The organism is Pseudoxanthomonas winnipegensis, from assembly GCF_004283755.1.
In the GTDB taxonomy this organism is placed as follows: Bacteria; Pseudomonadota; Gammaproteobacteria; order Xanthomonadales; family Xanthomonadaceae; genus Pseudoxanthomonas_A; species Pseudoxanthomonas_A winnipegensis.
In genome coordinates this window covers 93,727-119,487 of record NZ_SHMH01000009.1, presented here as the reverse complement: position 1 = coordinate 119,487, position 25,761 = coordinate 93,727, and the positions used below count along the sequence as shown (strand labels likewise).

Sequence of the window (25,761 nt, the reverse complement as noted above, 5' to 3'; positions counted from 1 at the left end):
CGCGCTCGACGGGACGACATCGCCACATCACGGGCGTCCCGCGTGCGCGCAGATGACGCCGATGCAGGCGATGGCGTCAGTCGCACGAGGCACGTCCGGCACGGTCCCAGGAGGACGCCCCCATGCTTGAGTCCATCCTGCGCCTCAGCATCGCCCACCGCTGGTTGGTCCTGGCGCTGACCGGCGTGCTCATCGCCGTCGGCGCCTGGAGCTTCACAAAGCTTCCCATCGACGCCACGCCGGACATCACCAACGTCCAGGTGCAGATCAACACCGCCGCGCCCGGCTACGCACCGCAGGAGGCCGAGCAGCGCATCACCTTCCCGGTGGAGACGGCCATGGCCGGCCTGCCCGGCCTGGAGCGCACGCGCTCGCTGTCGCGCTATGGGCTTTCGCAGGTGACCGTGTCCTTCGTCGATGGCACCGACCTGTACTTCGCCCGCCAGCAGGTGGCCGAACGCCTGCAGCAGGTGCGCGCGCAGCTGCCCGAGGGCCTGGACCCGCAGCTGGGGCCCATCGCCACCGGCCTGGGCGAGATCTTCGCCTACACCGTCGACGCCGCGCCCGAGGCGCGCAAGCCCGATGGCAGCCGCTACACCGCCACCGATCTGCGCACGCTGCAGGACTGGGTGATCCGCCCGCAGCTGCGGACCGTGCCCGGCGTGACCGAGGTCAACACCATCGGTGGCCACGCGCGGCAGATCCACGTCACGCCCGATCCGGCGCAGCTGCGCGCGCTCGGTCTGACGCTGGAAGACGTCGTGCAGGCGCTGCGCGTCAACAACCGCAATGTCGGCGCCGGCTACATCGAGCGCAACGGCCAGCAGCTGCTGGTGCGCATCCCCGGCCAGGTCGAGGGCATCGACCAACTGGGCGACATCGTGCTGGCGCGGCGCGAGGGCGTGCCGATCCACGTCCACGATGTCGCCCGGGTCGCCGAGGGGCCGGAGCTGCGCAGCGGCGCCGCGACCCAGGACGGGCACGAGGTGGTGCTGGGCACGGTGATGATGCTGGTCGGCGCCAACAGCCGCAGCGTTGCGCGCGCGGCGGCGGAGCAGCTCGAGGTCGCCCAGCGCAGCCTGCCGCCCGGCGTCACCGCCACGCCCACCTACGACCGCACCGCGCTGGTCGAGCGCACCATCGCCACGGTCGCCAGGAACCTGGTGGAGGGCGCGCTGCTGGTGATCGTGGTGCTGTTCGCGCTGCTGGGCAATCTGCGCGCGGCGCTGATCACCGCCGCGGTGATCCCGCTGGCGATGCTGTTCACCCTGACCGGCATGGCCCGCGGCGGCGTGTCGGCCAACCTGATGAGCCTGGGCGCGCTGGACTTCGGCCTGATCGTCGATGGCGCGGTGATCATCATCGAGCACTGCCTGCACCGCTTCGGCCTGCGCCAACGCGAACTGGGCCGCGTGCTCACCGACGAGGAGCGCTTCGAGGAAACCGCGCGCGCCAGCGCCGAGGTGATCCGGCCCAGCCTGTTCGGCCTGGGCATCATCACCGCGGTCTATCTGCCGATCTTCGCGCTCACCGGCGTGGAGGGAAAAATGTTCCACCCCATGGCCATCACCGTGGTGCTGGCGCTGAGCGGGGCGATGCTGCTCTCGCTCACCTTCGTGCCGGCCGCCATCGCGCTGTGGCTGGGGGGACGCGTGCGCACCGGCGAGAACCGGGTCATGGGCTGGCTGCGGCGAGGCTACGTGCCGCTGCTGGACGCCAGCCTGCGCCATGCGCGCGTGGTCGCCTTCGCCGCGCTCGCGCTGGTGGCGCTGTGCGGTGCGCTGGCCACGCGGCTGGGCAGCGAGTTCGTGCCGCAGCTGGACGAAGGCGATATCGCCATGCACGCCATGCGCATTCCCGGCACCTCCCTGAGCCAGTCGGTGGACATGCAGCAGCGGGTGGAGAGGCGGGTGCTGGCCTTCCCCGAGGTGGCGCGCGTGTTCTCCAGGATTGGCACGCCGGAGGTCGCCTCCGACCCGATGCCGCCCTCGGTGGCCGATACCTTCATCATGCTCAAGGACCGCGCGCAGTGGCCCGATCCGCGCAAGTCCAAGGACGCGTTGATCGGCCAGATCCAAGCCGCGGTGCAGGCGCTGCCGGGCAACAACTACGAGTTCACCCAGCCGATCCAGATGCGCATGAACGAGCTGCTTTCCGGCGTGCGCGCCGACGTGGCCGTCGCGCTGTACGGCGACGATCTGGACATGCTGCGCCAGGTCGGCGCGCGCATCGAGGCCGTGGCGCGCGGCGTGCCGGGCGCAGCCGACGTGCGCCTGGAGGAGGCCGAAGGCCTGCCGCTGCTGTCCGTGCTGCCCGATCGCGCCGCGCTGGCCGGCTACGGGCTCAACGCCGGCGACGTGCAGGACACGGTGGCCACGGCGATCGGCGGCGAAGTGGCCGGCCAGCTGTTCGAGGGCGATCGCCGCTTCGACATCGTCGTGCGCCTGCCCGAGGCGCTGCGCGGCGACCCGGCCGCGCTGGCCGACCTGCCGATCTCGCTGGCACCGGCGCTGGCCGGCGATGACGCCGACGAGGCCGGCCGCGTCGGTGGCTGGAACACGCCACGCACGGGCGCCGCGCCGCGCACGGTGCCGCTGCGCGAGCTGGCGCGCCTGGAGATCAGCGAAGGCCCCAGTCAGATCAACCGCCAGGACGGCAAGCGCCGCATCGTCGTCACCGCCAACGTGCGCCAGGGCGACCTGGGCAGCTTCGTGCAGCGCCTGCGCGAGGCGGTCGATGCGCGGGTCGAGCTGCCGACCGGTTACTGGATCAGCTACGGCGGCAGCTTCGAGCAGCTGGCATCGGCCAGCCGACGGTTGGCGATCGTGGTGCCGGCGACGCTGGCACTGATCTTCGCGCTGCTGTTCTGGGCCTTCGGCAATGCGCGCGACGCGGCGGTGGTGTTCACCGGGGTGCCGCTGGCGCTTACCGGCGGCGTGCTGGCGCTGGCAATGCGCGGGCTGCCGCTGTCGATCTCGGCGGGCATCGGCTTCATCGCGCTGTCCGGCGTGGCCGTGCTCAACGGACTGGTGCTGGTGAGCTTCGTACGCGATCTGCGCGGGCGCGGCGTGGCGCTGGCCCAGGCCGTGCGCGAGGGCGCGCTCGGCCGCCTGCGCCCGGTGCTGATGACGGCGCTGGTGGCCTGCCTGGGCTTCGTGCCGATGGCGTTTAACACCGGCGCCGGCAGCGAGGTGCAGCGGCCGCTGGCCACGGTGGTGATCGGCGGCATCGTGTCCTCGACGCTGCTGACCCTGCTGGTGCTGCCGCTGCTGTATCGCTGGGCGCATCGGCGCGAGGCGGGATAACGCGCGGCGTTCGGGCTTGTCCGGACGCGTGGCCCAAGGCTGCCGTCGCCGCCCGCAGGCGGCGGCGGGCGGTTGCCGGGGCCTGGTAGTGCCGACGCCGCGCCCGGCTTGAACGCCGCGCTACGCGTCGGCGGCTAACATGCCGCTCCCCTTCGTCGCGTGGAGCGCACCGTGTCCTTTCCCTACCCGCTGGTGATCTTCGACCTGGACGGCACGCTGGTGGACAGCGCGCCGGACATCGCCGAGGCGGTCAACCGCACGCTGACCGACTGGAAGCTGCGGACCTTCGACCTGGCGCAGATCACCAACTGGATCGGCGAGGGCTCGCGCCAGCTGATCACCTACGCCATGCGCGCGGCCGGCAGCGATGCCGACATCGACGCGGTGATGCCCGGCTTCCTCAAGCACTACGGCGATACCGCGCTGGATGGCCAGCTGTATCCGGGCGTGGCCGACACGCTGGCGGCGCTGCATGGGCAGGGCGTGCGGCTGGCGGTGTGCACCAACAAGCCCGAGCAGTTCGTGCGCCCGCTGCTGGAGGCGCGCGGCGTGCTGGGCCTGTTCGACGGCATCGTCGGCGGCGACACGCTGCCCCAGCGCAAGCCGGCGCCCGAGCCGCTGCGGCACCTGGCCACGCAGTTCGGCGTGGAGCCCGGCAAGAGCCTGATGGTGGGCGATTCGGAAAGCGATGCGCTGGCCGCGCACAACGCGGGCGTGCCGCTGGTGCTGCTGCGCTACGGTTATCGCAAGCAGTACGACCTCGACGCCGCCGGCGCGGTCGCGGTGCTCGACACCTTCCCCGAACTGCTCGCGCTACGCTGAGGTTCGATGGCGCGGTCGACAGGGCCTGGCTTGACCTTTTAAACCCGATGTTTCCAATTCGGGGTGATCCGAAACACGCTGCAGCATGGAGTTCCCGATGTCGTCATCCCCTTCCTTGCCACAGGTCCAGCCCTTCCACGATCCGGCCACCGGCACGCTCACCTATGTCGTGCGCGATCCGCACAGTCCGGCGGCGGTGGTGATCGATCCGCTGCTGGATTACGACGCCAACGCCGCGCGCACCTCCACCGCCTCCGCGGACGCGCTGCTGGCCTGGGTGCGCGAACAGGGGCTGGACGTGCTGTGGATCCTGGAGACCCACGCCCACGCCGATCATCCCAGCGCGGCCGGCTATCTGCGCGATGCGCTCGGCGCGGGGATCGCCATCGGTCGCGGCATCGTCGGCATCCAGGCGCGCTTCAAGGCGCTGTTCGGCCTGGGCGATGAGTTCGTGGCCGATGGACGCCAGTTCGACCGCCTGCTCGACGATGGCGACGTGCTGCAGGTGGGCGCGCTGACCGTGCGCGTGCTCGCCACGCCGGGCCACACGGAGGACAGCCTGAGCTATGTGATCGGCGATGCGGCCTTCATCGGCGACACGCTGTTCGCGCCGGCCTCGGGCACGGCGCGCACCGATTTCCCCGGCGGCGATGCGGCGCAGCTGTACGCGTCGATCCAGCGCCTGCTGGCGTTGCCGGAGGACACGCGTCTGTTCCTGTGCCACGACTATCCGGCGCAGGGCGCCGCGCCGAAGGTCGAGGTCACTGTCGCCGCGCAGCGTGCCCACAACCTGCATGTCGGCCAGGGCGCGAGCGAGGCCGACTTCGTCGCCCGCCGCCGCGCGCGCGATGCGGTCCTGCCGGTGCCGCGCCTGCTGCTGCCGGCCCTGCAGGTGAACATCCGCGGCGGTCGTCTGCCGCCTGCCGAGGCGGACGGGGTGGCCTATCTGCGCCTGCCGCTCAATCGGCTGGGCGTGCAATGAGCCTGGAGTGGAGCGGCGCACTGGCCGGCGGCGTGCTGATCGGCCTGTCGGCCAGCGCGCTGCTGTGGCTGACCGGGCGCATCGCCGGCGTCAGCGGCATCGTCGGGCGCGCGCTGCTGGCGCCCGGCGAGGGCCTGGCCTGGCGGCGGGCCTTCCTGGCGGGGCTGATCTGCATGGGGGGTCTGGCGCTGCATGCGCTGCCATCCGCACAGCCCACGCGCGCCAGCTTTCCGCCGTGGCTGCTCGTCGTGGCCGGCCTGCTGGTCGGGGTCGGCACACGCATGGGCAATGGGTGCACCAGTGGTCACGGCGTCTGCGGGCTGGCGCTGCATTCGCGTCGCTCGCTGGCCGCCGTGGCGGTGTTCATGGCGGTGGCGATGGCGGTGACTTTCCTGGTGCGGCATGTATGGAGTGGTCCGTGAGTCGCCAGATCTGGGCCGCGGCGGCCTGTGGCGCGCTGTTCGGCGTCGGCCTGGTGGTCTCGGGCATGACCGATCCGCAGCGCGTGCTGGGCTTCCTCGATGTCGCCGGGCGCTGGGATCCGCGTCTGCTGTTCGTCCTGGGCGGCGCGGTGCTGACCAGCGGCGCGCTGTTTCCGCTGATCCGGCGACGTCAGGCACCGGTGTGCGCGCCGTCGTTCTCGCTGCCGGCCGCACGCGCGATCGATCGTCCGCTGTTGCTGGGCGCCGCGCTGTTCGGCGCCGGCTGGGGCCTGGCCGGCTACTGCCCCGGCCCCGCGCTGGTCGGCCTCGGCGCCGGCATCGGCGAGGCGCTGTGGTTCGTGCCGGCCATGCTGGCGGGCATGGCGCTGCACCGGCTGTTGGCGGGGGCATAAAAAAAGCCGGCGCAACGCGCCGGCTCTTCTCTGCAAACCTTCTTGGGCGAAGGCTTACTGCTTGGCCTGCCAGCGCACGCTGACGGTGTACTCGCGGCCGGGCTGGTTGTACCACTGGACGGTCTCGTAATCCTTGTCGAACACGTTGGCGGCCTTGGCCAGCAGGGTCCAGTCGCGCGACAGGGCGTATTCCAGGCGCACGTCCATCGTGCCGTAGCCGGCCAGGCGCTCGGTGTTGGCCGCGTTGTCGTAGCGCTTGCTGGCGGCGTTGCCGGTCAGGCCCAGGCGGAAGTCGCCGATCGCATAGTCCAGGTCCAGGCGCGCGGTGTCGCGTGCGCGGCGCGCCAGCCACTTGTCGTGGTTGGCGCCGTCGCCGTCGTCGCGCGCATCGGCGTGGCTGAGCTGGGCGTTGATGTCCAGTCCGGCCAGGGTGACGAAGCCGGTCAGCTCGGCGCCGCGGATCCTGGCCTTGTCCACATTGACGATGTTGAAGGCCGTGTCGTAGCCGATCAGGTCCTCGATACGGGTCTCGTAGGCGTTGAAGGTCCAGTTCCAGCCCTGGCCGTACTGTGCCAGGCCCAGATTGAGCGACTTGCTCTTCTCCGGCTTGAGGTTCGGATTGCTGAAGCCCGGGTAGTACAGGTCGTTGAAGTTGGGCGCCTTGAAGCCGGTGCCCGCGTTGGCGGTGAACTTGAAGCCGTTGCCGAAGCCGAAGCCATAGCCCAGGCTGCCGGTGGTGTGCGAGCCGAACTGTTCGTTGTCGTCGTTGCGCACCGAGGCCTGCAGCGCGTGCGCGCCGAAGCTGCCCTGGTACTCGGCGAACACGCCGGTGTTGTCGCGCGCGTCGATGTCGTAAGGCGTGGTGCTGGTGACGCGGTCGTTCAACCAGTCCACGCCCAGGGTGAAGGTCTGGCCTTCGGCGAAGCGGTAGTCGCCCTGCGCCGAGGCGGTGTCGCGGCGGGTATCGAAGGTGCTGACGAAGCTGCGCGTGCCGGTATCGGCATCGGCGAAGTAGTTGTCGGCCTCATCGTCGTTGCGGCCGGCCTGCACGGTCAGCTGGAACGCTTCGTTCGGGTTCCAGCGCAGCTTGCCGCCGGCCACGCGCTGCAGGCTCTTGGCCTCGTTGCCGCCGAACAGGGTGCCGTCGTACTCGTTGTAGCTGTCGGCGTTGAGGAAGTTGCCCTCCAGCGCCAGCGTGTCGGTGACGTCGATCCCGGCGCGCAGGCCGAAGGAGGTGTTGCGGTAGCCGTCGCGGTCCGGCTCGTCGGCGTAGCAGCCGGCGCCGAAGGGATGGGCCGCATCGCCGGCGGTGCCGCGGCAGGCGTTGATGCCGTCGGTGTCCTGGTAGCCGCCGTTGGCCGACAGCCAGCCGCGTTCGCCGCGATAGCTGAAGCCGGCGCTGTGGTCGCGCAGGCCATGGCTGCCGAAGCCGGCCTGGGCGTAGGTGGTCAGGCCCTTGCCGCCGCTGCGGGTGAAGATCTGGATGACGCCGCCGATGGCTTCGGAGCCGTACAGGCTCGAGCGCGGGCCGCGCACGATCTCGATGCGCTCGATCTGCGACACCGGCAGGTCCTGGAACGCGGCCAGCCCTGCGGTGACCGAGCCGATGCGCACGCCGTCCACCAGCACCAGCACGTGATCCGATTCGCTGCCGCGCAGGAACACGCTGGTCAGCTTGCCCGGCCCGCCCTGGTTGGCGATGTTGATGCCGGCGCGGCCGGCCAGCAGCTCGGGCAGCGAGGTCGCCTGGCTGCGCTCGATCTCCTCGCGCGAGATGACCTGCACGGGAACCAGGCTGTCCTGGACGGCGACTTCGGTGCGCGTGGCGGTGACGCTGATCTGGTCCAGATCGGTCGCGTCGTCGGCGGGCCGCGCCAGGGCGGTGGCGGAAAGGCTCAGGCCGATGGCCAGGCACAGCAGGGTGGTCTTCATGTGGGGAACTCCGTCGCGCGCCTCGCGCGCTTGCAAGGCAGGAAAGTCGCGGCGACGGAAGGCAACACAGGCGGACAGCGCGCACGGCAAGGCGTGGGCGCGGCACGCGCGACGCCCTCCGCATCGCAACCGGTGGTGGGTTCGGTACGAACCCGTGCTGCTCAGGCCGGTCTCCGGGCTTGCGAGCTGGAAGGCACTCCTTCCGCCGTCGCGCCTTCCCGCGTGCGCTAAAGGCACGCAGTGGCCGATGCGTTGGCATGGCTCGCTTACCGTTGCGGGGGCAGCGCCGGATTCGTCCCGTGGCGGGGCTCACCGGCTTCCCGTTTCAACCTGGACGCGATGGATGCGCGGCAGGTCACCTGAAAGCGGCGCGGATTGTACGCGATCCGGCGCCTGGCGCGGCGCTCAGTCGCTGTCGCGGCCGGGGCTATCGAAGAAATCGAACGCCGGCGCGGCGCCGCCTTCCTCATCGTGGCGGGTGGTGGTCACCGGTGCGGCGGCGGGGCGGCCGCGCGGGGCGGGCAGTGCGGCGGCGGCGACCTCGACCTCGGCGACCATCTGCTGACGGCGGGCGTCGGGCACGTCCTGCCAGTGGCAGCCCAGCAGGGCGCCTTCCAGGGCGTAGAGCAGGTTGAGGCTGGGGCGGAAGCCGGCGCGCTTGATGCGCATGAAGGCTTCCACGGGACCGGCCGCGCGCAGGTCCTCCTCGGTGCGCAGGCCGACCTGACGCAGCCACGCAGCGGACTTGGGGCCGATGTTGCGCAGCTGCGTGGTGCTCACGCCAGGGTGTCCACGAAGGCCGCGGCGATGGCTTCCAGGCCGCGCTGGTCGTCTTCGTCGAAGCGGCCCACCTGGGGGCTGTCGATGTCCAGCACGCCGATCAGGGCGCCGTCCTTCACCAGCGGCACCACCAGCTCCGAGCGCGAGGCCGCGTCGCAGGCGATGTGGCCGGGGAAGGCTTCCACGTCGTGGACGCGCTGGGTCTGGCGGGTGCTGGCCGCCGCGCCGCACACGCCCTTGTCCAGGGCGATGCGCACGCACGCCGGCAGGCCCTGGAACGGCCCGACCACCAGCTCGGTGCCATCGAAGAAATAGAAGCCGGCCCAGTTGAAGCCGGGCAGTGCGTGGTAGAGCAGCGCGGCGAGGTTGGCGGCGTTGGCGATGCGGTCGGTTTCCCCGTACATCAGGCCGCGCGCCTGCTCCAGCAGCTGCGCGTATTGCTCGGGCTTGGTCCCGGATAGGGTCTGGGTCGCGAATGACATGTCGTGGATTCTACGACGCATGGCGCGTAGATCGGCCATGGTTGTGCAGGAAACGCTATGTCCCTGGTGCGCGCGGCGCGGAAAGTTTGGTTCTTGCGATCGAGGATCGAGGGGGCGTGTGCGGTTGGGCAGCGGTCCGGCGGGCGGTGTCCGCTTTTCCCTCGGTCGGGGCGTCATGCCCTGATTCGGGCGCTCGGCTTCCTGCCTCGCTAGGCGCGGCCCCCGCCCGCCGGCCCGCTGCCGCGCGCGTCGAGATGATCGGCTTCGGTCGAAAGAGGTCCTGCTTGGTTCACTGGGGAGCCTCGACTGTCCCGGCCCGTGGCGGCGCGCTATCGGATCCCCCCATCTCCATGGGAGCGACTGTCTCCTCAATCTCGCAGCGGCCTGTCTGTAGAGCGGAGCTTGTGGCAATCCCCTTTTGGGGACTCCGCTGCTCTTCGTTCGGTTCGTAGGGAGGGCCCCAGCGGAGCGAGCTCCGCTCTACAGGCTCCCACCGAGCACGAGCGGAGCGAAGATCGGTCGGCGAAGCGTGTTTCCCGGCCCTGCACCCTGATGGTGGAGACAAAAAAAAAAAGGCCCGACAGGGGGAGGGACCTGTCGGGCCTGGATTTGTGCGGGGGGAGGGACCCACACAAATGGGGGTTGCGTGGCGCGGTGCGCCGGCGCGAGAACTGCTGTTGCGACGCAGCATAACGCCGGACTTGGTGCGATGCAACATCCCCTGTTCGTACGACCGACGAACGGTCGGCCGCGGGTCGATGACGCGCCTCGGTGTCAGTCCGCGCGCGGTCCGCGATAGCGGCTGCCGGCCGTGCAGGTCTCGTGGACCACGACCTGGCTCAGCATCGGCAGGGCCGGCTTGAGGTGGTCCCAGATCCATTCGGCGATGCGCTCGCTGGTCGGGTTGTCCAGGCCCTCGATGTCGTTGAGGTAGTGGTGATCGAGCCGTTCGTAGAGCGGCTTGAAGGCCGCCTTGACGTCGGCGAAGTCCATCACCCAGCCGGTGTGCGGATCCAGCGGGCCGGTCAGATGCAGTTCGACGCGGAAGGAATGGCCGTGCAGGCGGGCGCACTTGTGCCCCTCGGGCACGTTCGGCAGCCGGTGCGCGGCCTCGAAAGTGAAGACCTTGAAGATGTCCATGGCGGGCAGTCCGGGGCCGGCGCGTGGGCGTCGGCGGTGAAGGAAAGGAGACGCGCCGGCCTGCGGCGCGTCCCCGCTGGCAGCTTAGTGCGCGGCGCGCGGCGCGCTCTGGCGCCGACCGCCGTCGCGGCGGCCGCCGTTGTTGGGCGCGCTGCCGCTGCCGTGCTTCTTCGGGCCGGCGTGGGCGTGGGCCTGCCCCTGGCGCGGGGCGTCGCCGTGCGGGCGGCGGCCGTGGCGGCGCGGCGGACGGGTGCCCGACGGCTGCTCGGCCTTGCCCGGCGCGCTGTTGCCCCAGCGGATCGGATGCTGCGGCACGAAGCCCTCCACATCGCGGATCTCCACGTCGCGGCCCAGCAGGCGCACGATCTGGCGCAACAGCTTGGCGTCTTCCTGCGCGACCAGCGACACCGCCTCGCCCGTGGATCCATTGCGGCCGGTGCGGCCGATGCGGTGCACGTAGTCCTCGGCCACCATCGGCAGGTCGAAGTTGATCACCTTGGGCAGCTGGTCGATATCGATGCCGCGCGCGGCGATGTCGGTGGCCACCAGCACGTTGATCTTGCCGGCCTTGAAATCGCGCAGCGCGCGCAGGCGCTGGGCCTGGCTCTTGTTGCCGTGGATCGCCGCGGTCTGGATGCCGGACTTCTCCAGGAAGGTGGCCAGCTTGTCGCTGCCGTGCTTGGTCTTGGCGAACACCAGCGTCTGCACGCGCGTGTCGGCCGCCAGCAGGTGCAGCAACAGCTCGCGCTTGCGCGCGCTGTCCACCGGGTGCACGCGGTGGGCGATGGTGTCGGCCACGGTGTTCTTCGGCGTGACCTGGATTTCCAGCGGGTCCACCATGAACTCGCGCGCCAGCGCCTTGATCGGCTCTGCGAAGGTGGCCGAGAACAGCAGCGTCTGCCGGTCCTGCTTGGGCAGCTTGGCCAGGATGCGCTTGATCGAGGGCAGAAAACCCATGTCGAGCATGCGGTCGGCCTCGTCCAGCACCAGAATCTCGATGCCCGACAGGTCCACGCTGCGGCGCTCGATATGATCCAGCAGGCGGCCCGGGCAGGCGATGACCAGGTCCACGCCGCGACGCAGCGCGTCCAGCTGCGGGCCCATGCCCACGCCGCCGTAGATGGTCGCGGCCGGGATGCGCAGGTACTTGCTGTAGTCGCGCAGGCTCTCGAAGACCTGCGTGGCCAGCTCGCGGGTCGGGGTCAGCACCAGCGCGCGCGGCCGGCGCGGGCCGCGGGTGACCTCCTGCGAGGACGTGCCCAGGTGCTGCAGCAGCGGCAGGCCGAAGGCGGCGGTCTTGCCGGTGCCGGTCTGCGCGCCGGCCAGCAGGTCGCGGCCTTCCAGCGCCGGCGGGATCGCCTGCTCCTGGATCGGGGTGGGATGTTCATAACCCTGCTCGGTCAGCGCGCGCAGCAGGAACGGGGCAAGCCCCAGGGATTCAAACGACATGAGAAAACTCCGGATGGACGCCCACGCCGCGCGGCCCCTGCCTGATCCGTGCGACGCAACAGCGCCGCCGGCCACGCAAGCCAACGCGAGGAGAAGCGTGTGTTGCCCGAAGCGTTCCCGAACCGCGCTGCGAGTAACTGGATGGGCGGCCCGTGCCGACACTGGCGCGAACCGTCTTTGCGAAGCGAAAAGGCGTCGGAAGGAAGGGGGGCGAGGCGGGCGTAGGGCCCGGGCCGCGCCGCTGGTCCCGTCAAGGGAAACACGACTGCCGCTAGCGAAGCGCGTCGATGGTAGCAGATTCCAGGCCCGCCCGTGGCCCCGCCTCGCGCCCGCCCCCGCACCGCGGCGCTTCTGACGAGCGCCACTGCCGCCTCCGACCACGTCACGGCCTTTGTAGAGCGGAGCTTGCTCCGCTGCTTTTCGGCCGGATCAGGGGAAAGCCCCAGCGGAGCAAGCTCCGCTCTACAAGGGCCGGATCAGGGGAAAGCCCCAGCGGAGCAAGCTCCGCTCTACAAGGGCCGGATCAGGGGAAAGCCCCAGCGGAGCAAGCTCCGCTCTACAGGTGGGGGCCGCCATGGCGGCGATGAGGCTTTGCCATGGGCCAACCCGGCCCCCAACACCAGGGGCGTATCATGCAGCCTCAGTTAAGGCAGAGCGGCCGATCCGACCATGAGCCTGCGCATCCAACGCAATCCCACCGACCCCGGCCAGACCAGCGTGGAGGGCCACGGCTGCCGCGTCTGCCTGGTGCGCCATCTCGCCGTATGCACCGCCCTGCCGCCCGATCAGGCCAAAGCGCTGGAGGCGATGACCGGCGACACCCATCTGCGCGCCGGCGAACTGCTGGCGCGCGAAGGCGAGCCGCGTCGCTACGTCTTCACCGTGCAGAGCGGCGCCCTGCGCCGCACCCGCACGCTGGCCGACGGCCGCCGGCTGGTGGCCGGGTTCCTGATGCAGGGCGACTACATCGGCTTCTCCGGCGCCAGCCACTACCGCCACACCATCGAGGCGATCACCGACGCCAGCCTGTGCGCGGTCTCCCAGCCCGGCATGCGCCAGCTGTGCCAGACCTATCCGGGCCTGGAACACGAGCTGATGGAGCGCGCCTGCATCGAGCTGGACGCCACGCGCGACAAGCTGATGGCGCTGGCGCGGATGACCCCACCCGAGCGCCTGGCCGGCTTCCTGGTGGACATGGCCGCGCGCCGCGCGCGCCAGGGCCTGGACGATGCCGTGGTCGAACTGCCGATGACGCGTACCGACATCGCCGACTACCTGGGCCTGACCATCGAAACGGTCAGCCGCTGCTTCACCCGCCTGCGCACCGACGCGCTGATCGCCACGCCCGAGCCGCACACCGTGCGCCTGCTCGACCGCAACCGGCTCGAGGCGTTGGCGGCCGCCGCCTGAGGCGTCTGCGCGGTCCCTAGGGACTGATGCTGTAGGTGATGTACAGGCCGCCGCCGGTCAGTACCACCATCGCCACGATGAAGGCCACGTCGGCCACCTGTTCGAGCCGGTGGTTGCGCGTGCCGGTGCGCAGCCCGAAGTAGGACACCAGCGTGGCGATCAGGAAGATCACCGCGTCCCAGGCCAGCAGGTCGTCGGCCAGGGTCGCCTTCTGATTCACCGCCGTCGCCACGTGCAGCAGGCCGACTCCGGTCAGGCACACGCCGACCATGGCCGCCGAGATCGGGCAGATCAGCGCGCAGATCTTCTCGTCGAGCTTGCTGCGAGCAGGGTCGTACATGGCAGAACATGGGGGGGATACGAACGTCGACTCTAGCGCAGCTGCGCGCATCGGCCGTTGCCCGGACTTAAACGCGGGCGTGCGTTTCGCTCATGGCTGCGAGCGGGGCGCGAGCCGGCCGTCGATCAGCTGCCAGTGCGCGTCGGCCCAGCCTGCCGGCAAGGCGTCGTGGGTGATCACGATGACGGTGCGGCCGGCGCTGGCCTGGGCCAGGTCGGCGAGCAGGGCCTGGGCGGTGTCCACGTCCAGGCCTTCGGTGGGTTCGTCCAGCAGCAGGATCGGGGCATCGCGCAGCAGCGCGCGTGCCAGGGCCAGGCGCCGGGCCTGGCCGGCCGACAGGGTGCGGCCGTGTTCGCCGACCCAGCCGTCGAGCTGGCCGGGCAGCGCGCGCACCAGATCGTCCAGGCGCACCTGCGCCAGCGCCTGCCACAGGCGCGCCTCGTCGGCTTCCGGCGCGCCCATCTGCAGGTTCTCGCGCACGCTGCCGGCGAAGACCGGCGCCTCCTGCGGCAGCCAGGCGATGTGGCGATGCCAGTCGGCCAGGGCGAAGCTGCGCAGTTCCTGGCCGCCGTAGCGCAACGTACCTTCGGTGGGATCGACCAGCCGCAGCAGCAGCGCCAGCAGCGAACTCTTGCCCGCGCCGCTGTCGCCGCCGATGGCCACACGCGTGCCCGGCGCGATGCACAGCTGCACCTGCCGCAGTACGGGCGCGGCGGCGCCGGGCCAGCGGAAGGCGACCTGGTCCAGCTCTAGTGCGCCGGTGGCGGGTACGGCCTGCGGCGCTTCGGGATCGGCCACCTGCGGGGCGGGGGCCAGGGTGGCCTCCAGCCGCTGCGCGGCGGTGGCGGCGGCGTGGCGTTCGCGCCAGGCCAGGGCGGCGCCCGCGCTGGCTTCCAGCAGGGCCACGGTCATGAAGAACAGGCCGGCGGCCGCGGGCGAACCCAGCGAGCCGGTGCCGACCGCCTGCAGCAGCAGGCCCAGCACCAGCACCAGGGTCACCGCGCTGATTGCGCCATGGCCCAGGGTGCCCAGCGCGAGCACGCGCTTGCGCTGGCGTTCGAGCCGTTCGAAGTGCGTGCTGCGCGCGTCGATGCGCGCGGCCCAGGTGGCGCTGGCGTGCAGGGCGGCCAGGTCGGTCGCGCCGTCCAGGCCGTCCAGCACCTCGGCGCGCAACGCGGCGCGGGCCTGCGCGCGGGCCTGTTCCTGCGCCTGTGCGCCGCGCGCGGTCAGCCAGGGCAGGCCGAGGCCCAGCAGCGCGCACGCCAGCAGCAGGGCCAGCCCGGCCAGCGGCAGCACGCAGGCCATGACCACGCAGGCCAGCACCATCAGCGTGCCCAGTGCGACCAAGGGGCCGAGCGCGCGCACCAAGCCGCCTTCGACGCGTTCGATGTCGCCGACCAGTTGGCCCAGCAGTTCGCCGGTGCGCAGATGGCCCAGCTGCAGCGGCGCCAGCGGCAGGGCGCGGCGGAAGAAGCCGGTGCGCAGATCCGCGCCGATGCGCAGGGTCACGTCGTGGCCGATCAGTTTCTCGAAGTAGCGCGACAGGATGCGGATGAAGGTCAGGCCGCGGATGCCGGCCGACGGTCCGAACAGGTTGAACCCCAGCGCCCCCACGCCGGCCAGCGAGGCGGCGGTGAGGAAGTGCCCGGCCAGGCCGAGCAGCGCGGTGCCGGCCAGCGCGGTGAGCGTCATCAGGGCCAGGGTCAGCGCGACGCTGCGGCGATGCCGGGCCAGCAAGGCGTTCATGCCGCCCTCCGTACGCCCGGCGTGCGGTCATCGCCCAGCCACAGCACCTGGCCCAGGCGTTCGATCACGGCCGCGCTGTGCGTGGCCACCAGCAGGGCGCGGCCCTGGCCGAAGCGCAGCAGGGCCTCGAGCAGCGCGGTCTCGGTGTCGGCGTCGAGGAAGGCGGTGGGCTCGTCGAGCAGCAGCAGTTGCGGGTCCTGCAGCAGGGCGCGGGCCAATGCCACGCGCCGGGCCTGGCCGCCGGACAGGCCGAAGCCGCCCTCGCCGATGCGCGTGTCCAGGCCATCGGGCAGCGCGCGGGCGAAGTGCAGCACCTGCGCGGCCTCGGCGGCGGCCTGCAGCTGCGCGGGGCTGGCCTGCGGTGCGGCGACGCGCAGGTTGTCGGCGATCGTCCCGGCGAACAGATGCGGGCGCTGCGGCGCGTAGCCGATGCGCAGGCCGGGGGCGTGCTGGATCAGGCCGGCCTCCGGCGGCAGCCAGCCGGCCAGGGCCTCGAGCAGGGTGCTCTTGCCGCAGCCGCTGGGGCCGGCCAGGGCCAGGTGCTGGCCCGGGGCCAGGTCGAAGGACAGGCCCTGCACCGCGGCGCGCGCGGCACCGGCATGGCGCAGGCGCAGGTCGCGCACGCGCAGCAACGCCGGGGCGAGGGTGGGCGCCGGCCTGGCGTCGGCGTGCGGCGGCGGAGCGGGTGCCGCGTCGTCCACGGCCAGCGCGCGGTTGATGCCGTCCAGCGCGGCCAGCGCGCCGGCGCGGTCGTGGTAGTGGGCGGCCAGCCGGCGCAGCGGGGCGTAGACCTCCGGCGCCAGCAGCAGGCAGAACAGGCCGGCGGCCAGGTCCAGCGGCGCGCTGCGCAGCTCGAGCATGCCCAGATAGGTCAGGCCCAGGTACAGGGCCACCATCGCCACGCCCATCGAGGCGAAGAACTCCAGCACCGCCGAGGACAGGAAAGCGATGCGCAGCACCTTCAGGCTGCCCTCGCGCACACCCTGCGCGGCCTGCGCGATGCCGGCCAGCGCGGCGGAGGCCTGGCCGTACAGGCGGATCAGCCCCAGCCCGCGCAGGCGGTCGGCGAAATGCGCGCCCATGCGCGCCATGGCCTGCAGCTGGCGGTCGCTGGCGGCCTGTGCGCCCCAGCCCACCAGCGCCATGAACACCGGGATCAGCGGCAGGGTGAGCAGCAGCACCGTGCCGACCACGCGGTCCACGCAGAACACCGCGGCCAGCAGCGCCAGCGGCACCCAGACCATTTCCATGCGCGCCAGCAGGAAGCCGCCGACATAGCCGTCCAGCGCGTCGATGTGCGTGCCGGTCAGCTCGCTCAGCGCGCCGCTGCGCTGGCGCCGCAGCCACAGCGGGCCGCGCGCCTGCATCCGCGCGAACACGCCCAGGCGCAGGCCATGGCGCAGCGCCTGCACCGCATCGTCGGCCAGCGTTCGGGACGCCCAGGCCAGCCCAGCGCGCGCCAGGCCCACGCCCAACAGCGCGGCCAGCGGCCACCACAGCGTCTGCATGGGCCGGTGTTCGGCCAGGACGTGCTGGGCCAGCAGCGCGATCAGGCCGGCCTGCGCGATCAGCAGCACCCCGCTGGCCGAAGTGGCCAGGCCGGCCAGACGCAGGCGGCCGCGGACCGGTGCGACCAGGGTCTCCAGGGTCAGGGGGGCGTCTGCGGTGGGCGCGACCAACATGGCGTCCATTCTGCGCCACGCCTCCTGGAAGGGCGTTGATCCAGATCAAGGTCGAATCCGGGCCAGGCGCGTAAGCTGTCTGCAATCTCCCAAACAGCTGCTCGTGCCATGCCCGACATGACCGTCGTTGAACTCAGCAGGCTGCAGTTCGCCCTGACTGCGCTGTACCACTTCCTGTTCGTCCCATTGACGCTGGGGCTGTCCTTCCTCATCGCCATCATGGAAAGCGTCTATGTGATGACCGGGCGCGATGTGTGGCGGCGCATGACCCTGTTCTGGGGCACGCTGTTCGGCATCAACTTCGCCATGGGCGTGGCGACCGGCATCGTCATGGAGTTCCAGTTCGGCACCAACTGGTCCTACTACAGCCAGTACGTCGGCGACATCTTCGGCGCGCCGCTGGCCATCGAGGGGCTGATGGCCTTCTTCCTGGAGGCGACCTTCATCGGCCTGTTCTTCTTCGGCTGGGACAAGCTGTCCAAGGTCCAGCACCTGGTGGTCACCTGGCTGGTGGCGCTGGGCTCGAACCTCTCGGCGCTGTGGATCCTGATCGCCAACGGCTGGATGCAGTACCCGGTCGGGGCGAAGTTCAATCCGGAGACCATGCGCATGGAGGTCACCGACTTCGCCGCGGTGCTGTTCAACCCGGTGGCGCAGGCCAAGTTCGTGCACACCGTCAGCGCCGGCTACGTGTGCGGGGCGGTGTTCGTGATGGCGATCAGCGCCTGGTACCTGCTGCGCGGGCGCCACCTGGAGTTCGCCAAGCGCTCGATGGCCGTGGCCGCCAGCTTCGGCCTGGCCGCTTCCTTGAGCGTGGTGGTGCTGGGCGATGAGAGCGGCTACATCGCCGGTGAGAACCAGAAGATGAAGCTGGCCGCGATCGAGGCCATGTGGGAAACCGAGCCTGCGCCGGCCGGCTTCAATGTCTTCGCGCTCCCCGACCAGGACACGCACAGCAACAGCGCGCAGATCCATATCCCCTGGGTGATGGGCCTGATCGGCACGCGCTCGTTCAATACCGAGATGCCCGGCATCCTGCCGCTGGTCGAACGGGCCAAGGAGCGCATCCGCAGCGGCCAGCAGGCCTATGCGGCTCTGCAGGCCCTGCGCGCGGACAGGAACGACGCCGCCGCGCGCGCCACCTTCGATGCGCACTGGGGCGATCTGGGCCACGGCCTGCTGCTCAAGCGCTATCGCGACGACATCGCCAACGCCACCGACGCGCAGATCGATCAGGCCGCCTTCGACACCGTGCCGCGCGTGGCGCCGCTGTTCTGGCTGTTCCGCGCGATGGCCGGGCTGGGCTTCTACTTCATCGGCTTCTTCGCCCTGGCCTTCTGGTATGCCAGCAAGCACACGCTGCATGAGAAGCGCTGGTTCCTGAAGCTCGCCTTCTGGACGCTGCTGCTGCCGTGGGTGGCGATCGAGTCCGGCTGGATCGTGGCCGAATACGGCCGCCAGCCCTGGATCATCGACGGCGTGCTCCCGACCTTCTTCGCCGCCTCGGGTCTGAAGCTGCACCAGATCCTGATCAGCCTGGGCGTGTTCGTCGGTCTCTACACCACGCTGGCGGTGATCGAGATCTACCTGCTGCGCAAGACCATCCTCAAGGGCCCCACCGAAGTCTCCGGTGGGCGTCAGCCCGACACCACCGGCACCCCGCTCGCCGCCGTCAACGCCTGAAGGTCAGCTCATGGACACGATTCCGCTTAATTACGAAACCCTGCGCTTCATCTGGTGGCTGTTGCTGGGCATCCTGCTGATCGGCTTCGCGGTCATGGATGGCTTCGACCTGGGCGTGGCCACGCTGCTGCCCGGCGTGGCGCGCACCGATCAGGAGCGCCGGCTGGTCATCAACGTGGTCGGCCCGGTGTGGGAAGGCAACCAGGTGTGGCTGATCCTGGGCGGTGGCGCGATCTTCGCCGCGTTCCCGGCGCTGTACGCGGTCAGTTTCTCCGGCTTCTACCTGGCGATGATCCTGATCCTGATGGCGCTGATCCTGCGGCCGGTCGGCTTCAAGTTCCGCAGCAAGCTGGAGAAGCCGGCCTGGCGCGCGACCTGGGACTGGGTGTTGTTCGCCGCCGGGCTGGTGCCGGCGCTGGTGTTCGGCGTGGCGATGGGCAATGTGCTGGTCGGCGCGCCGTTCCGCTTCGACGAGTCGCTGCGCACGATCTACGAAGGCGATCTGTTCGGCCTGCTGATGCCCTTCCCGGTGCTGTGCGGCCTGGTCAGCGTGGCGATGCTGGCCACGCACGGCGCGGGCATGCTGGTGATCAAGACCAGCGGCGAGATCCAGGCCCGCGCTCGTCGCCTGGGCAGCCTGACCGCGCTGGCCACGGCGGTGCTGTTCGCGCTGGCCGGCGTGTGGCTGGCGCTGGGCGTCAAGGGCTATCAGCTCGTCGGCGCGCTCGATCATGCCGGCCCGTCCAATCCTTTGGCCAAGCAGGTGGAGGTGGCCGCCGGGGCCTGGATGAGCAACTACCACGCCATGCCGTGGACCTGGATCTTCCCGGTGCTGGGCGTGGCCGCCTTCCTGGCCTGCGCGGCGCTGCTGCGCGCCGGGCGCGAGGTGCCTTCGTTTCTGGCCTCGGCGGTGGGCATCGCGGCGATCATCCTGACCGAGGGCGTGGCGGTGTTTCCCTTCATGCTGCCGTCCTCGCTGGATCCGCGTTCCAGCCTGACCCTGTGGGATGCCTCGTCCAGCCACATGACGCTGTTCATCATGCTGCTGGCCACCGCGGTGTTCCTGCCGATCATCCTGGCCTACACCGCCTGGGTCTACCGCGTGCTGCGCGGCAAGGTCGGCGACGACGCCCTGACCCGCAACCCCAACGCCTACTGACGGCGCTCAACCTTAGGAGCAACGACGATGTGGTACTTCTCCTGGATCCTCGGCGTGAGCCTGGCCTGCTTCTTCGCCATCCTCAACGGCATGTGGTTCGAAATGCGCGAGGACGCGCGCAAGCGCTGATCCTCCGCGCGTGATGAAGCGAAGCCCGCCGTGAGGCGGGCTTTCTTTTGGTTTCTCCTGATCGAGGCGCTGTGGCGCTTGGGCATTGCGGCTTCGGATGGGCAGCGGTCCGGCGGGCGGTGTCCGCTTTTCCCTCAATCAGGGCATCCTGCCCTGATTCGGGCGCTCGGCATCCTGCCTCGCTCGACGCGGCAGGATGCCGAGCGCCGGCCCGCTGCCTCGCGCGTCAAGTCACAGGACTTCGGTCTGAGCCCCCCTCCCTTTCGCCGCAGGCGAAGGGGAGGGCCGGGGTGGGGTGCTTTTGCTCTTGCTTCTGTGGCTTGCCCGGGAAAGCCCCCGACCCCTCCCCATCCCTCCCCTTCGCCTTCGGCGAAGGGGAGGTGGCAGAGCGCTTGCTCGATGCCTGCGAGTTGTAAGGAGTTCCGATCTTTCCACGCACCGAGCCTCGCGCCGACCGGGCGTGGGGCAGAGCGGACTGGATGTCTTGTGACGACGCGCGGATGGGCATGGCCCTCGCGGATGACCGACGCAATCCCCGTGGGAGCCGCCCTTGCGGCCTTTTCGGCCAACGGCGGCGATGGGGCTTTACCGATAGAGCCTCATCGCCCCCGTGGCGGCTCCCACCGAGGCGCCAGCCTCGGTCAATTACAAGCATCGGCCATGGAGGCCAGCCGACGATCGGCGCCCGGCCGGGTCGAGGCTGATTGGCGAAGTCCGTTCGCCGATCCGCCTCTCATGCCGCCAACTGATTCGCGTCCCGCACTCCGGCAAAGCCTCTGTCCGCTCGTCGGCTAGCGCCGTACATGTGGACGCCTGTGTCGTTTATTCGTGCGTGCCCGGGTCGGCCAGGAACACCGTGCTCCACAGCTGTGCGGCATTGGATTCGTCCTCGTGCGCGCCCTGTGCGCCGAAGGGCTCGATGCGATAGCGCCCCTGTTCCCAGCGCCAGGACCACAGCTCGGAGGTGCGCACCTCGCCGGCGGCCTTGATCAGCTGCTGCAAGCGCGCCTGCGCCTGCTGCAGCTGGGCGCGCACGGGTGCAGGCAGGTCATCGCGCGCCAGCTGGCGGCGCAAGCCCGCCAGCATCACCGCCTGTTGCCAGGCCCACACCACGGTGCCGTGGTAGGCCTGCGGCCCCAGGCGACCCCAGGCCGCCTGGTCGGCGAAGACCGGGTTGGCGACCACCATGCCCACGTCGGTGATCAGCCCGGCCGGGAAGGGGCGCATCACCGCGGCCACGTCGCGCGCCAGCGTGTCCGGATCGGGCCGGCCGAACAGCAGCCCGAAGCCCACATCCGAATGCAGCACCGGCACGGCGCGCCCGTCCGCGTCCAGCGACAGCGCCGGGAACGCCAGCCCGGCACCGTCGAGCGAGGCCAGGGCCGGCTCGACCGGCACGCCGAGCTGCTGCGCATAGCCACGCAGCGCAGCGTCGGCCTGCGTGGCATCCAGGCGCACTTCGAACAGCGCCCGCGCCTGACGTTCCCAGGCATCGGCGCGTGCCGCGGCCGCGCGCAGGGCCTGGCGCTGCGCGTCGCTGGCGACGCCGTCCAGCAGGCCGCTGTCGACGAAGGCGCCGATCGCGCGCAGCGCCGCTGGCATCCAGGCCACGTTGACGTCGTATGGATAACGGCCGCGGCCCAGGCCTTCCTCGCTGTCGCGCCACTGGCCAGTCATGCGCCCGGGCTTGAGCGCAAGCAGATGATCGAAGGTCGGCGCCGCGGCGAAGGCCTCGCTGTTGTGCGCCACATGCAGCAGGTTGCGCAGCAGCGCCTGGGCGTTGCTGCTGTGCTGCAGGTCGTTGCGGGCGGCGAGGAACGCGCGGGCGCGGGCCTGGCCGCGCGGGTCCTCGACCAGCCAGGCCGCCATCACCGGCGCCAGCATGTAGTCGCCGTCGATCATGCCGTAGTCGTAGATCGGCGCATCCGAGCGCGTGCCGTCGCCGGCCAGATGGCGCAGGATGGCGAACTCGCCGATGTCCTCCTCGTGCGCGACTTCGCCCTGTGGCGACAGACGCGCCAGCACCGCGCCCAGGCCGGCTTCGACCGCCGCCGGCTGCAGCACGGGCATCAGCAGGCGCGTGGACATCAGCGTGTCGCGGCCGAAGTAGGTGTCGAAGCGCCACGAGCCGGCGAGGAACTTCTCGCGATAGCTCAGGAACTGCAGCGCGTTGCGCATGCGCGCATCGGATGCGGCCTTGGCGTTGAGCAGCTGGCCGCTGGCGAGCGGGGTCAGCGGCGTCTCGCCGGTCGAGACGAGCAGGCGCAGGTGCACGGTGCCGCCGGCGCGCGCCGGTTCCAGCGTGATCGCGCCGGCCCGGGAGACGACGCGACCCTGGGTGATCTCCAGCGCGACGCGGTAGCCCGGCGCATCGTCGAGCCGGCGCCGCGCCCAGCTGACGCTTTGCGCGGCGACCTTCGCCTCGGTGGCCACCTGCGCGGGGATGGGCTGGCCCAGCTGCACATCGCGCAGCACGCGGATGCTGCCCAGCGCCGCCTTGTCCAGCGTCAGCGGACCGCCGCGCAGTTCGAGCTCGGCCACGATGCCGTGCATCGCCGGATCATCGCCCGACGCCTGTGGCCGCACCGACTGCAGCGTCCATTGCACCGGCGCCGTGGTCGGCGCGAACCACACCGCCACGCCGCTGTTGCCGGCCGGGAATGCGACCAGCAGACGCGGACGCGTGCCGCTGGTGGCCAGCACATGCGCCGCCACCGGCCCATGCTGATAGAAGGCGTTGGTGGTGCTGCCCTCGTCGATGCGGAACTGCAGCGCCTGCGCGCTGGCCGCGGACGGGGCGAGCGCGGTCAGCAGACCGGCGATCGCCAGGCCTCTCCAAGTCCTGCCCAGTGCGGCGCGCAGGCGTGGCGCGGTCGATGGCCGTGGACGGCGCGATGGCTGGTGCATGTGCTCGTTCCCTTTCAAGAAGTCATCAACGACAACGCCCGGGCAGATCCCGGGCGTTGTCCTGTGCGTTGCCTGTCGTGTCACCAGACGGCGCGCCTGCGGGTCACCACAGGTACTTGGCCTGGAAGTTGACCTCGCGGCCCTCCAGCGGACGGGCCAGCAGCACGCCGCCGGCACTGGCCGCATTGCCGAAGATGCGCGAGTTCGACTCGGTCAGCCCCAGCTCGTTGGTCATGTTGGTGCCGCGCAGGTTCAACTGCCAGTGATCGCCGATGTTGCTGGTCACGCCGAAGTCCACCGTGTGGTACGAGCCCAGCTGCTGCAGGCCCGACTGATCCTGCGTGTGATCGCCCACATAGGTGTAGGTGACGTACGGCAGGATGTCGCCCCAGGCGGTCACGAAGCGGTAGCTGGGCGTGAACATGCCGCGGAACTTCGGCTGGCGCTGCAGCTGCTTGCCCTCGATCGGCGCGCAGGCGTTCTTGCCGTTGATGTCGGTGTACTGGAAGCAGGCGTTGTAGTCGGTGTACTCGCCGTCCAGGTAGTTGGCCACCACCTGCAGGCGCAGGTTCTCCACCGGGGTCAGCGCGCCCATCAGGTTCACGCCGTTGGACTTGGAGCCGTAGATCGAGCGGTCGCCCACCGGCGTGCCCAGGCCGTTGGTCGGCTGGTACTGCAGGCCGGTGAAGACGCGGTGGTAGGCGCTCAGGTCCACGTAAACCAGCGGCGACTGGTACTTGAAGCCGACTTCGTAGTTGCGGATCTTCTGCAGCGGCGGGTAGTCGTCGTTGGTGGTCCCGCGGATGCCGTTGTCGAAGTCCAGGAAGTGCCCGCCGGTGTTGACGCGTCCGTAGGCCGAGGTGTGCTCGTTGAAGCTGTAGTTGGCGCCGGCCGTCCACGAGGGATGGGTCTTGTCGTACTCGTTGCGCGCGTAGGTGCCGTTGCACACCGGCACGGCGTTGTCGTACAGCGTGCGCGGATTGCCATCCAGGTCCTGGTTGGTCATGTTGCACACGTCGCTCTTGGCGTCCTGGTTCTCAAGACGCCCGGACAGGTCCAGCAGCCAGTTGCCCACGCGCCACGAGTCGGACACGTAGATCGCCTTGTTGGTGGCGCTGCCGCGCTGGGCGATGTGGTAGCCGCCGAAATCGGCGAAGCCCTGGCCGTCGGTGCGGTAGTAGGTCTGCCCGCCATCGACGTAGGTGACCGCGATCGGCGTGGCGTTGGGCGTGTTGGTCATCAGCATCTGGTTGCCCAGCGACCACTTGTCGGCCATCGTGTAGTGCGCGTAGTACAGGCCGACGGTCAGCGTGTTGCCTTCGAACAGTTCGCGGCTCAGACGGAAGTCGTTGTTGAAGCTCTTCAGGTGCTTGTGGATATGCCACCAGCCCTGCTGGATCACGCTCTGGTCCAGCGGCACCGCGCCACCGGTGGTGGTGTAGGTGGCGGTGGCCGAACCGGCCGGCAGGTTGAAGCCGCCGGGCGTGTTCGGGTTGTAGAGCATGTCGGCCAGGCTGGCCGGGTTGTTGCCCGAGAACAGCGCATTGGTGTCCATGTCGCCGGCATCGAACAGGAAGCGGTCGCTGATCGACCAGCCGTTCTCCAGCTGATAGTCGAAGTTGCCGCCCAGGAAGAACATCTTCGCGCCGCGCCCGTCGGCCAGGTCGGCGTTGGTGCCGCCGTTGGGATAGCTGGGCAGGTACACGTGCTGCATGGCCTTGCTGTAGTACGTGTCCTTCAGCGGGTCGAAGCCCGGATAGGCGCTGAAGCTGTCGGTGCCGCGCTGGATCAGCGGGATCGGGGTGATGAACTGATTCTTGTCGTTGAGGTAGCGGCTGTACAGGGTGAACTTGCCCGCGTCGGTCTCGTGCGAGAGCGTGGCGGTCAGCTGGCCGCCCTTGTCGGCCTTGAATTGCGGGTCGCGCACGCCGTCGGATTCGCGCCAGAAGCCGCCCACGCTGCCGTACCAGCTGTCGGCCAGCTTGAAGCCGGAGAAGCCATCCAGCCGCCACAGTCCCTCGTTGCCGTAGGTCACCCCGATGCTGCCGGAGGGCACGTCGGTGCCGGTCTTGAGGAAGAAGTTGGCCGAGGCGCCCATCTGGCCATCGGCGAACACCACCGACGGGCCGCCCTGCAGGATTTCCACGGCCTCCACCGTGTCGTCCAGGCGGAACATCGAGGTGGTCTCGAAGAACGACAGCGTCGGCATGCCGTACAGCGGCGAGCCCATCAGCAGCGTGGAGAAGTACGGCGCATCGCCGCCGCCGGGGAAGCCGGCGATCTCGATGTTGGCGCCGGTCTGGCCGCCGCTGCTTTCCGGCCACATGCCCGGCGAGATCTTGAGCAGATCGGCCGTGCTCTTGGGATTGGCCTGCTTGATCTGCTCGGCATTGGCCGTGACGATGTTGAAGCTGGCCTCCAGCTTCTTCACACCGCCGGCCTGGGCGGTACCCGAGACCACCACGGTATCCAGTGTGGTGGCGTTGTCCTTGGACGCCGGGGCGGGCGTCGGTGTCTGTGGAGCGGTCGCGGCTTCCTGCGCGAAGGCGGTGGCGTTGAGACTGGCGGCGATCGCCGCCGAGAGCGCATAGCGCGTCAACCAGATGCGTTGCATGGTTCCCCTCCCCGGAGAATGTGGTTCCACGTCGTTCTTAAAGACAGCACGGACACGCATGCGCGACGCTGTCTGCCTCCGTTGCCAGCGCCCCTCCTGCAGCCGGCAACGGCCCATCGCGCACGCGATGCGCGGCACGGTAGGGACGCGGTTACAAAGGTGTCAAATTGCCCAAGGCAACGGCGCTCACAGTGCCGTCATGTCCTGCGCTGTCATGCGCGCGGACCAGCGAAATCGCCTGCAATTCGCGCTCTTTTGATTTTGCTGCTATCGAACGCGATGACACGCGCAGGCAGGGCGAGCGTTGCGACGCAGCACAGCGTGGCGCGAACGGGACATGCGCTGACGTCGGCGCTGTCCGTTC

19 protein-coding genes and 1 riboswitch are annotated in these 25,761 nt (G+C 70.2%); of the genes, 9 read left to right on the top strand and 10 right to left on the bottom strand.

Features of this window, described 5'->3' with window-relative positions; all coding sequences use genetic code 11:
* The first annotated feature begins 122 nt into the window (after positions 1-122).
* From EAT51_RS16990 to EAT51_RS16970, 5 genes are all read left to right on the top strand, one after another.
* On the top strand, positions 123-3,305 hold the full coding sequence (locus EAT51_RS16990; protein ID WP_130516479.1) for an efflux RND transporter permease subunit: 3,183 nt from the start codon (positions 123-125) through the stop codon (positions 3,303-3,305).
* 171 nt (positions 3,306-3,476) lie between these two features.
* The gene (gene gph, locus EAT51_RS16985; protein ID WP_130516481.1) at positions 3,477-4,127 is read left to right on the top strand and encodes a phosphoglycolate phosphatase; all 651 of its coding nucleotides are present in this window, start codon (positions 3,477-3,479) and stop codon (positions 4,125-4,127) included.
* Between the two features lie 97 nt (positions 4,128-4,224).
* Positions 4,225-5,109: an MBL fold metallo-hydrolase gene (locus EAT51_RS16980; protein WP_130516483.1), complete on the top strand. Its 885-nt coding sequence runs from the start codon at positions 4,225-4,227 to the stop codon at positions 5,107-5,109.
* On the top strand, positions 5,106-5,531 hold the full coding sequence (locus EAT51_RS16975; protein ID WP_130516485.1) for a YeeE/YedE family protein: 426 nt from the start codon (positions 5,106-5,108) through the stop codon (positions 5,529-5,531). Before EAT51_RS16980 ends, EAT51_RS16975 begins: the two co-directional genes overlap by 4 nt.
* Entirely contained in the window at positions 5,528-5,944 is a 417-nt protein-coding gene (locus tag EAT51_RS16970; protein ID WP_130516487.1) for a DUF6691 family protein, read from the top strand. Before EAT51_RS16975 ends, EAT51_RS16970 begins: the two co-directional genes overlap by 4 nt.
* A gap of 54 nt (positions 5,945-5,998) precedes the next feature.
* Here the strand turns inward: EAT51_RS16970 and btuB are convergent, their stop codons facing one another.
* The 5 genes from btuB to EAT51_RS16945 form a co-directional block, all read right to left on the bottom strand.
* The gene (gene btuB / locus EAT51_RS16965; RefSeq protein ID WP_130516490.1) at positions 5,999-7,876 is read right to left on the bottom strand and encodes a TonB-dependent vitamin B12 receptor; all 1,878 of its coding nucleotides are present in this window, start codon (positions 7,874-7,876) and stop codon (positions 5,999-6,001) included.
* Between the two features lie 147 nt (positions 7,877-8,023).
* A riboswitch (cobalamin riboswitch) is annotated at positions 8,024-8,256 on the bottom strand.
* A 25-nt stretch (positions 8,257-8,281) separates the two neighbouring features.
* The gene (locus tag EAT51_RS16960) at positions 8,282-8,656 is read right to left on the bottom strand and encodes a TfoX/Sxy family protein (protein WP_130516491.1); all 375 of its coding nucleotides are present in this window, start codon (positions 8,654-8,656) and stop codon (positions 8,282-8,284) included.
* Positions 8,653-9,138, bottom strand: a complete 486-nt coding sequence (locus EAT51_RS16955; protein WP_130516493.1) for a GAF domain-containing protein — start codon at positions 9,136-9,138, stop codon at positions 8,653-8,655. The genes EAT51_RS16960 and EAT51_RS16955 overlap by 4 nt, the downstream gene beginning before the upstream one ends.
* A gap of 774 nt (positions 9,139-9,912) precedes the next feature.
* Complete coding sequence (gene queD / locus EAT51_RS16950) at positions 9,913-10,278, bottom strand: 6-carboxytetrahydropterin synthase QueD (protein WP_130516495.1); 366 nt, start codon at positions 10,276-10,278, stop codon at positions 9,913-9,915.
* Between the two features lie 84 nt (positions 10,279-10,362).
* Positions 10,363-11,727, bottom strand: a complete 1,365-nt coding sequence (locus tag EAT51_RS16945; RefSeq protein ID WP_130516497.1) for a DEAD/DEAH box helicase — start codon at positions 11,725-11,727, stop codon at positions 10,363-10,365.
* 669 nt (positions 11,728-12,396) lie between these two features.
* Here EAT51_RS16945 and EAT51_RS16940 point away from each other — a divergent pair.
* Positions 12,397-13,137, top strand: a complete 741-nt coding sequence (locus EAT51_RS16940; RefSeq protein WP_130516499.1) for a Crp/Fnr family transcriptional regulator — start codon at positions 12,397-12,399, stop codon at positions 13,135-13,137.
* Positions 13,138-13,153: 16 nt separating this feature from the next.
* On the opposite strand, the gene EAT51_RS16935 is transcribed toward EAT51_RS16940, so the two are convergent.
* The 3 genes from EAT51_RS16935 to cydD form a co-directional block, all read right to left on the bottom strand.
* Entirely contained in the window at positions 13,154-13,477 is a 324-nt protein-coding gene (locus EAT51_RS16935) for a hypothetical protein (RefSeq protein ID WP_130516501.1), read from the bottom strand.
* Positions 13,478-13,567: 90 nt separating this feature from the next.
* Positions 13,568-15,223: a thiol reductant ABC exporter subunit CydC gene (gene cydC, locus EAT51_RS16930; RefSeq protein WP_130516503.1), complete on the bottom strand. Its 1,656-nt coding sequence runs from the start codon at positions 15,221-15,223 to the stop codon at positions 13,568-13,570.
* Positions 15,220-16,905 carry a thiol reductant ABC exporter subunit CydD gene (gene cydD, locus EAT51_RS16925; protein ID WP_228257981.1) on the bottom strand — a complete coding sequence of 562 codons (1,686 nt, stop codon included), beginning with the start codon at positions 16,903-16,905 and terminating at the stop codon, positions 15,220-15,222. The genes cydC and cydD overlap by 4 nt, the downstream gene beginning before the upstream one ends.
* A gap of 108 nt (positions 16,906-17,013) precedes the next feature.
* Between cydD and EAT51_RS16920 the strand changes: the two genes are divergently transcribed.
* Genes EAT51_RS16920 through cydX form a run of 3 tightly spaced genes read left to right on the top strand, consistent with a single transcriptional unit; the run spans position 17,014 to position 19,876 of the window.
* The gene (locus EAT51_RS16920) at positions 17,014-18,588 is read left to right on the top strand and encodes a cytochrome ubiquinol oxidase subunit I (RefSeq protein ID WP_130516508.1); all 1,575 of its coding nucleotides are present in this window, start codon (positions 17,014-17,016) and stop codon (positions 18,586-18,588) included.
* A 10-nt stretch (positions 18,589-18,598) separates the two neighbouring features.
* Positions 18,599-19,747: a cytochrome d ubiquinol oxidase subunit II gene (cydB, locus tag EAT51_RS16915; RefSeq protein ID WP_130516510.1), complete on the top strand. Its 1,149-nt coding sequence runs from the start codon at positions 18,599-18,601 to the stop codon at positions 19,745-19,747.
* Between the two features lie 27 nt (positions 19,748-19,774).
* Positions 19,775-19,876, top strand: coding sequence for a cytochrome bd-I oxidase subunit CydX (cydX, locus tag EAT51_RS16910; RefSeq protein WP_130516512.1), 102 nt, complete (start codon positions 19,775-19,777; stop codon positions 19,874-19,876).
* Positions 19,877-20,698: 822 nt separating this feature from the next.
* On the opposite strand, the gene EAT51_RS16905 is transcribed toward cydX, so the two are convergent.
* Positions 20,699-22,783, bottom strand: coding sequence for a hypothetical protein (locus EAT51_RS16905; protein WP_130516514.1), 2,085 nt, complete (start codon positions 22,781-22,783; stop codon positions 20,699-20,701).
* Between the two features lie 103 nt (positions 22,784-22,886).
* Positions 22,887-25,397 carry a TonB-dependent receptor gene (locus EAT51_RS16900; RefSeq protein ID WP_130516516.1) on the bottom strand — a complete coding sequence of 837 codons (2,511 nt, stop codon included), beginning with the start codon at positions 25,395-25,397 and terminating at the stop codon, positions 22,887-22,889.
* Between the last annotated feature and the right edge of the window lie 364 nt (positions 25,398-25,761).

Bases quoted from the DNA above. Each gene is read 5' to 3' on its own strand.
- EAT51_RS16990 (WP_130516479.1), top strand. From the start codon at position 123: ATGCTTGAGTCCATCCTGCGCCTCAGCATCGCCCACCGCTGGTTGGTC.
- EAT51_RS16980 (WP_130516483.1), top strand. From the start codon at position 4,225: ATGTCGTCATCCCCTTCCTTGCCACAGGTCCAGCCCTTCCACGATCCG.
- EAT51_RS16975 (WP_130516485.1), top strand. From the start codon at position 5,106: ATGAGCCTGGAGTGGAGCGGCGCACTGGCCGGCGGCGTGCTGATCGGC.
- btuB (WP_130516490.1), bottom strand. From the start codon at position 7,876: ATGAAGACCACCCTGCTGTGCCTGGCCATCGGCCTGAGCCTTTCCGCC.
- EAT51_RS16955 (WP_130516493.1), bottom strand. From the start codon at position 9,138: ATGTCATTCGCGACCCAGACCCTATCCGGGACCAAGCCCGAGCAATAC.
- queD (WP_130516495.1), bottom strand. From the start codon at position 10,278: ATGGACATCTTCAAGGTCTTCACTTTCGAGGCCGCGCACCGGCTGCCG.
- EAT51_RS16945 (WP_130516497.1), bottom strand. From the start codon at position 11,727: ATGTCGTTTGAATCCCTGGGGCTTGCCCCGTTCCTGCTGCGCGCGCTG.
- EAT51_RS16940 (WP_130516499.1), top strand. From the start codon at position 12,397: ATGAGCCTGCGCATCCAACGCAATCCCACCGACCCCGGCCAGACCAGC.
- EAT51_RS16935 (WP_130516501.1), bottom strand. From the start codon at position 13,477: ATGTACGACCCTGCTCGCAGCAAGCTCGACGAGAAGATCTGCGCGCTG.
- cydC (WP_130516503.1), bottom strand. From the start codon at position 15,223: ATGAACGCCTTGCTGGCCCGGCATCGCCGCAGCGTCGCGCTGACCCTG.
- cydD (WP_228257981.1), bottom strand. From the start codon at position 16,905: ATGTTGGTCGCGCCCACCGCAGACGCCCCCCTGACCCTGGAGACCCTG.
- EAT51_RS16920 (WP_130516508.1), top strand. From the start codon at position 17,014: ATGCCCGACATGACCGTCGTTGAACTCAGCAGGCTGCAGTTCGCCCTG.
- cydB (WP_130516510.1), top strand. From the start codon at position 18,599: ATGGACACGATTCCGCTTAATTACGAAACCCTGCGCTTCATCTGGTGG.
- cydX (WP_130516512.1), top strand. From the start codon at position 19,775: ATGTGGTACTTCTCCTGGATCCTCGGCGTGAGCCTGGCCTGCTTCTTC.
- EAT51_RS16905 (WP_130516514.1), bottom strand. From the start codon at position 22,783: ATGCACCAGCCATCGCGCCGTCCACGGCCATCGACCGCGCCACGCCTG.
- EAT51_RS16900 (WP_130516516.1), bottom strand. From the start codon at position 25,397: ATGCAACGCATCTGGTTGACGCGCTATGCGCTCTCGGCGGCGATCGCC.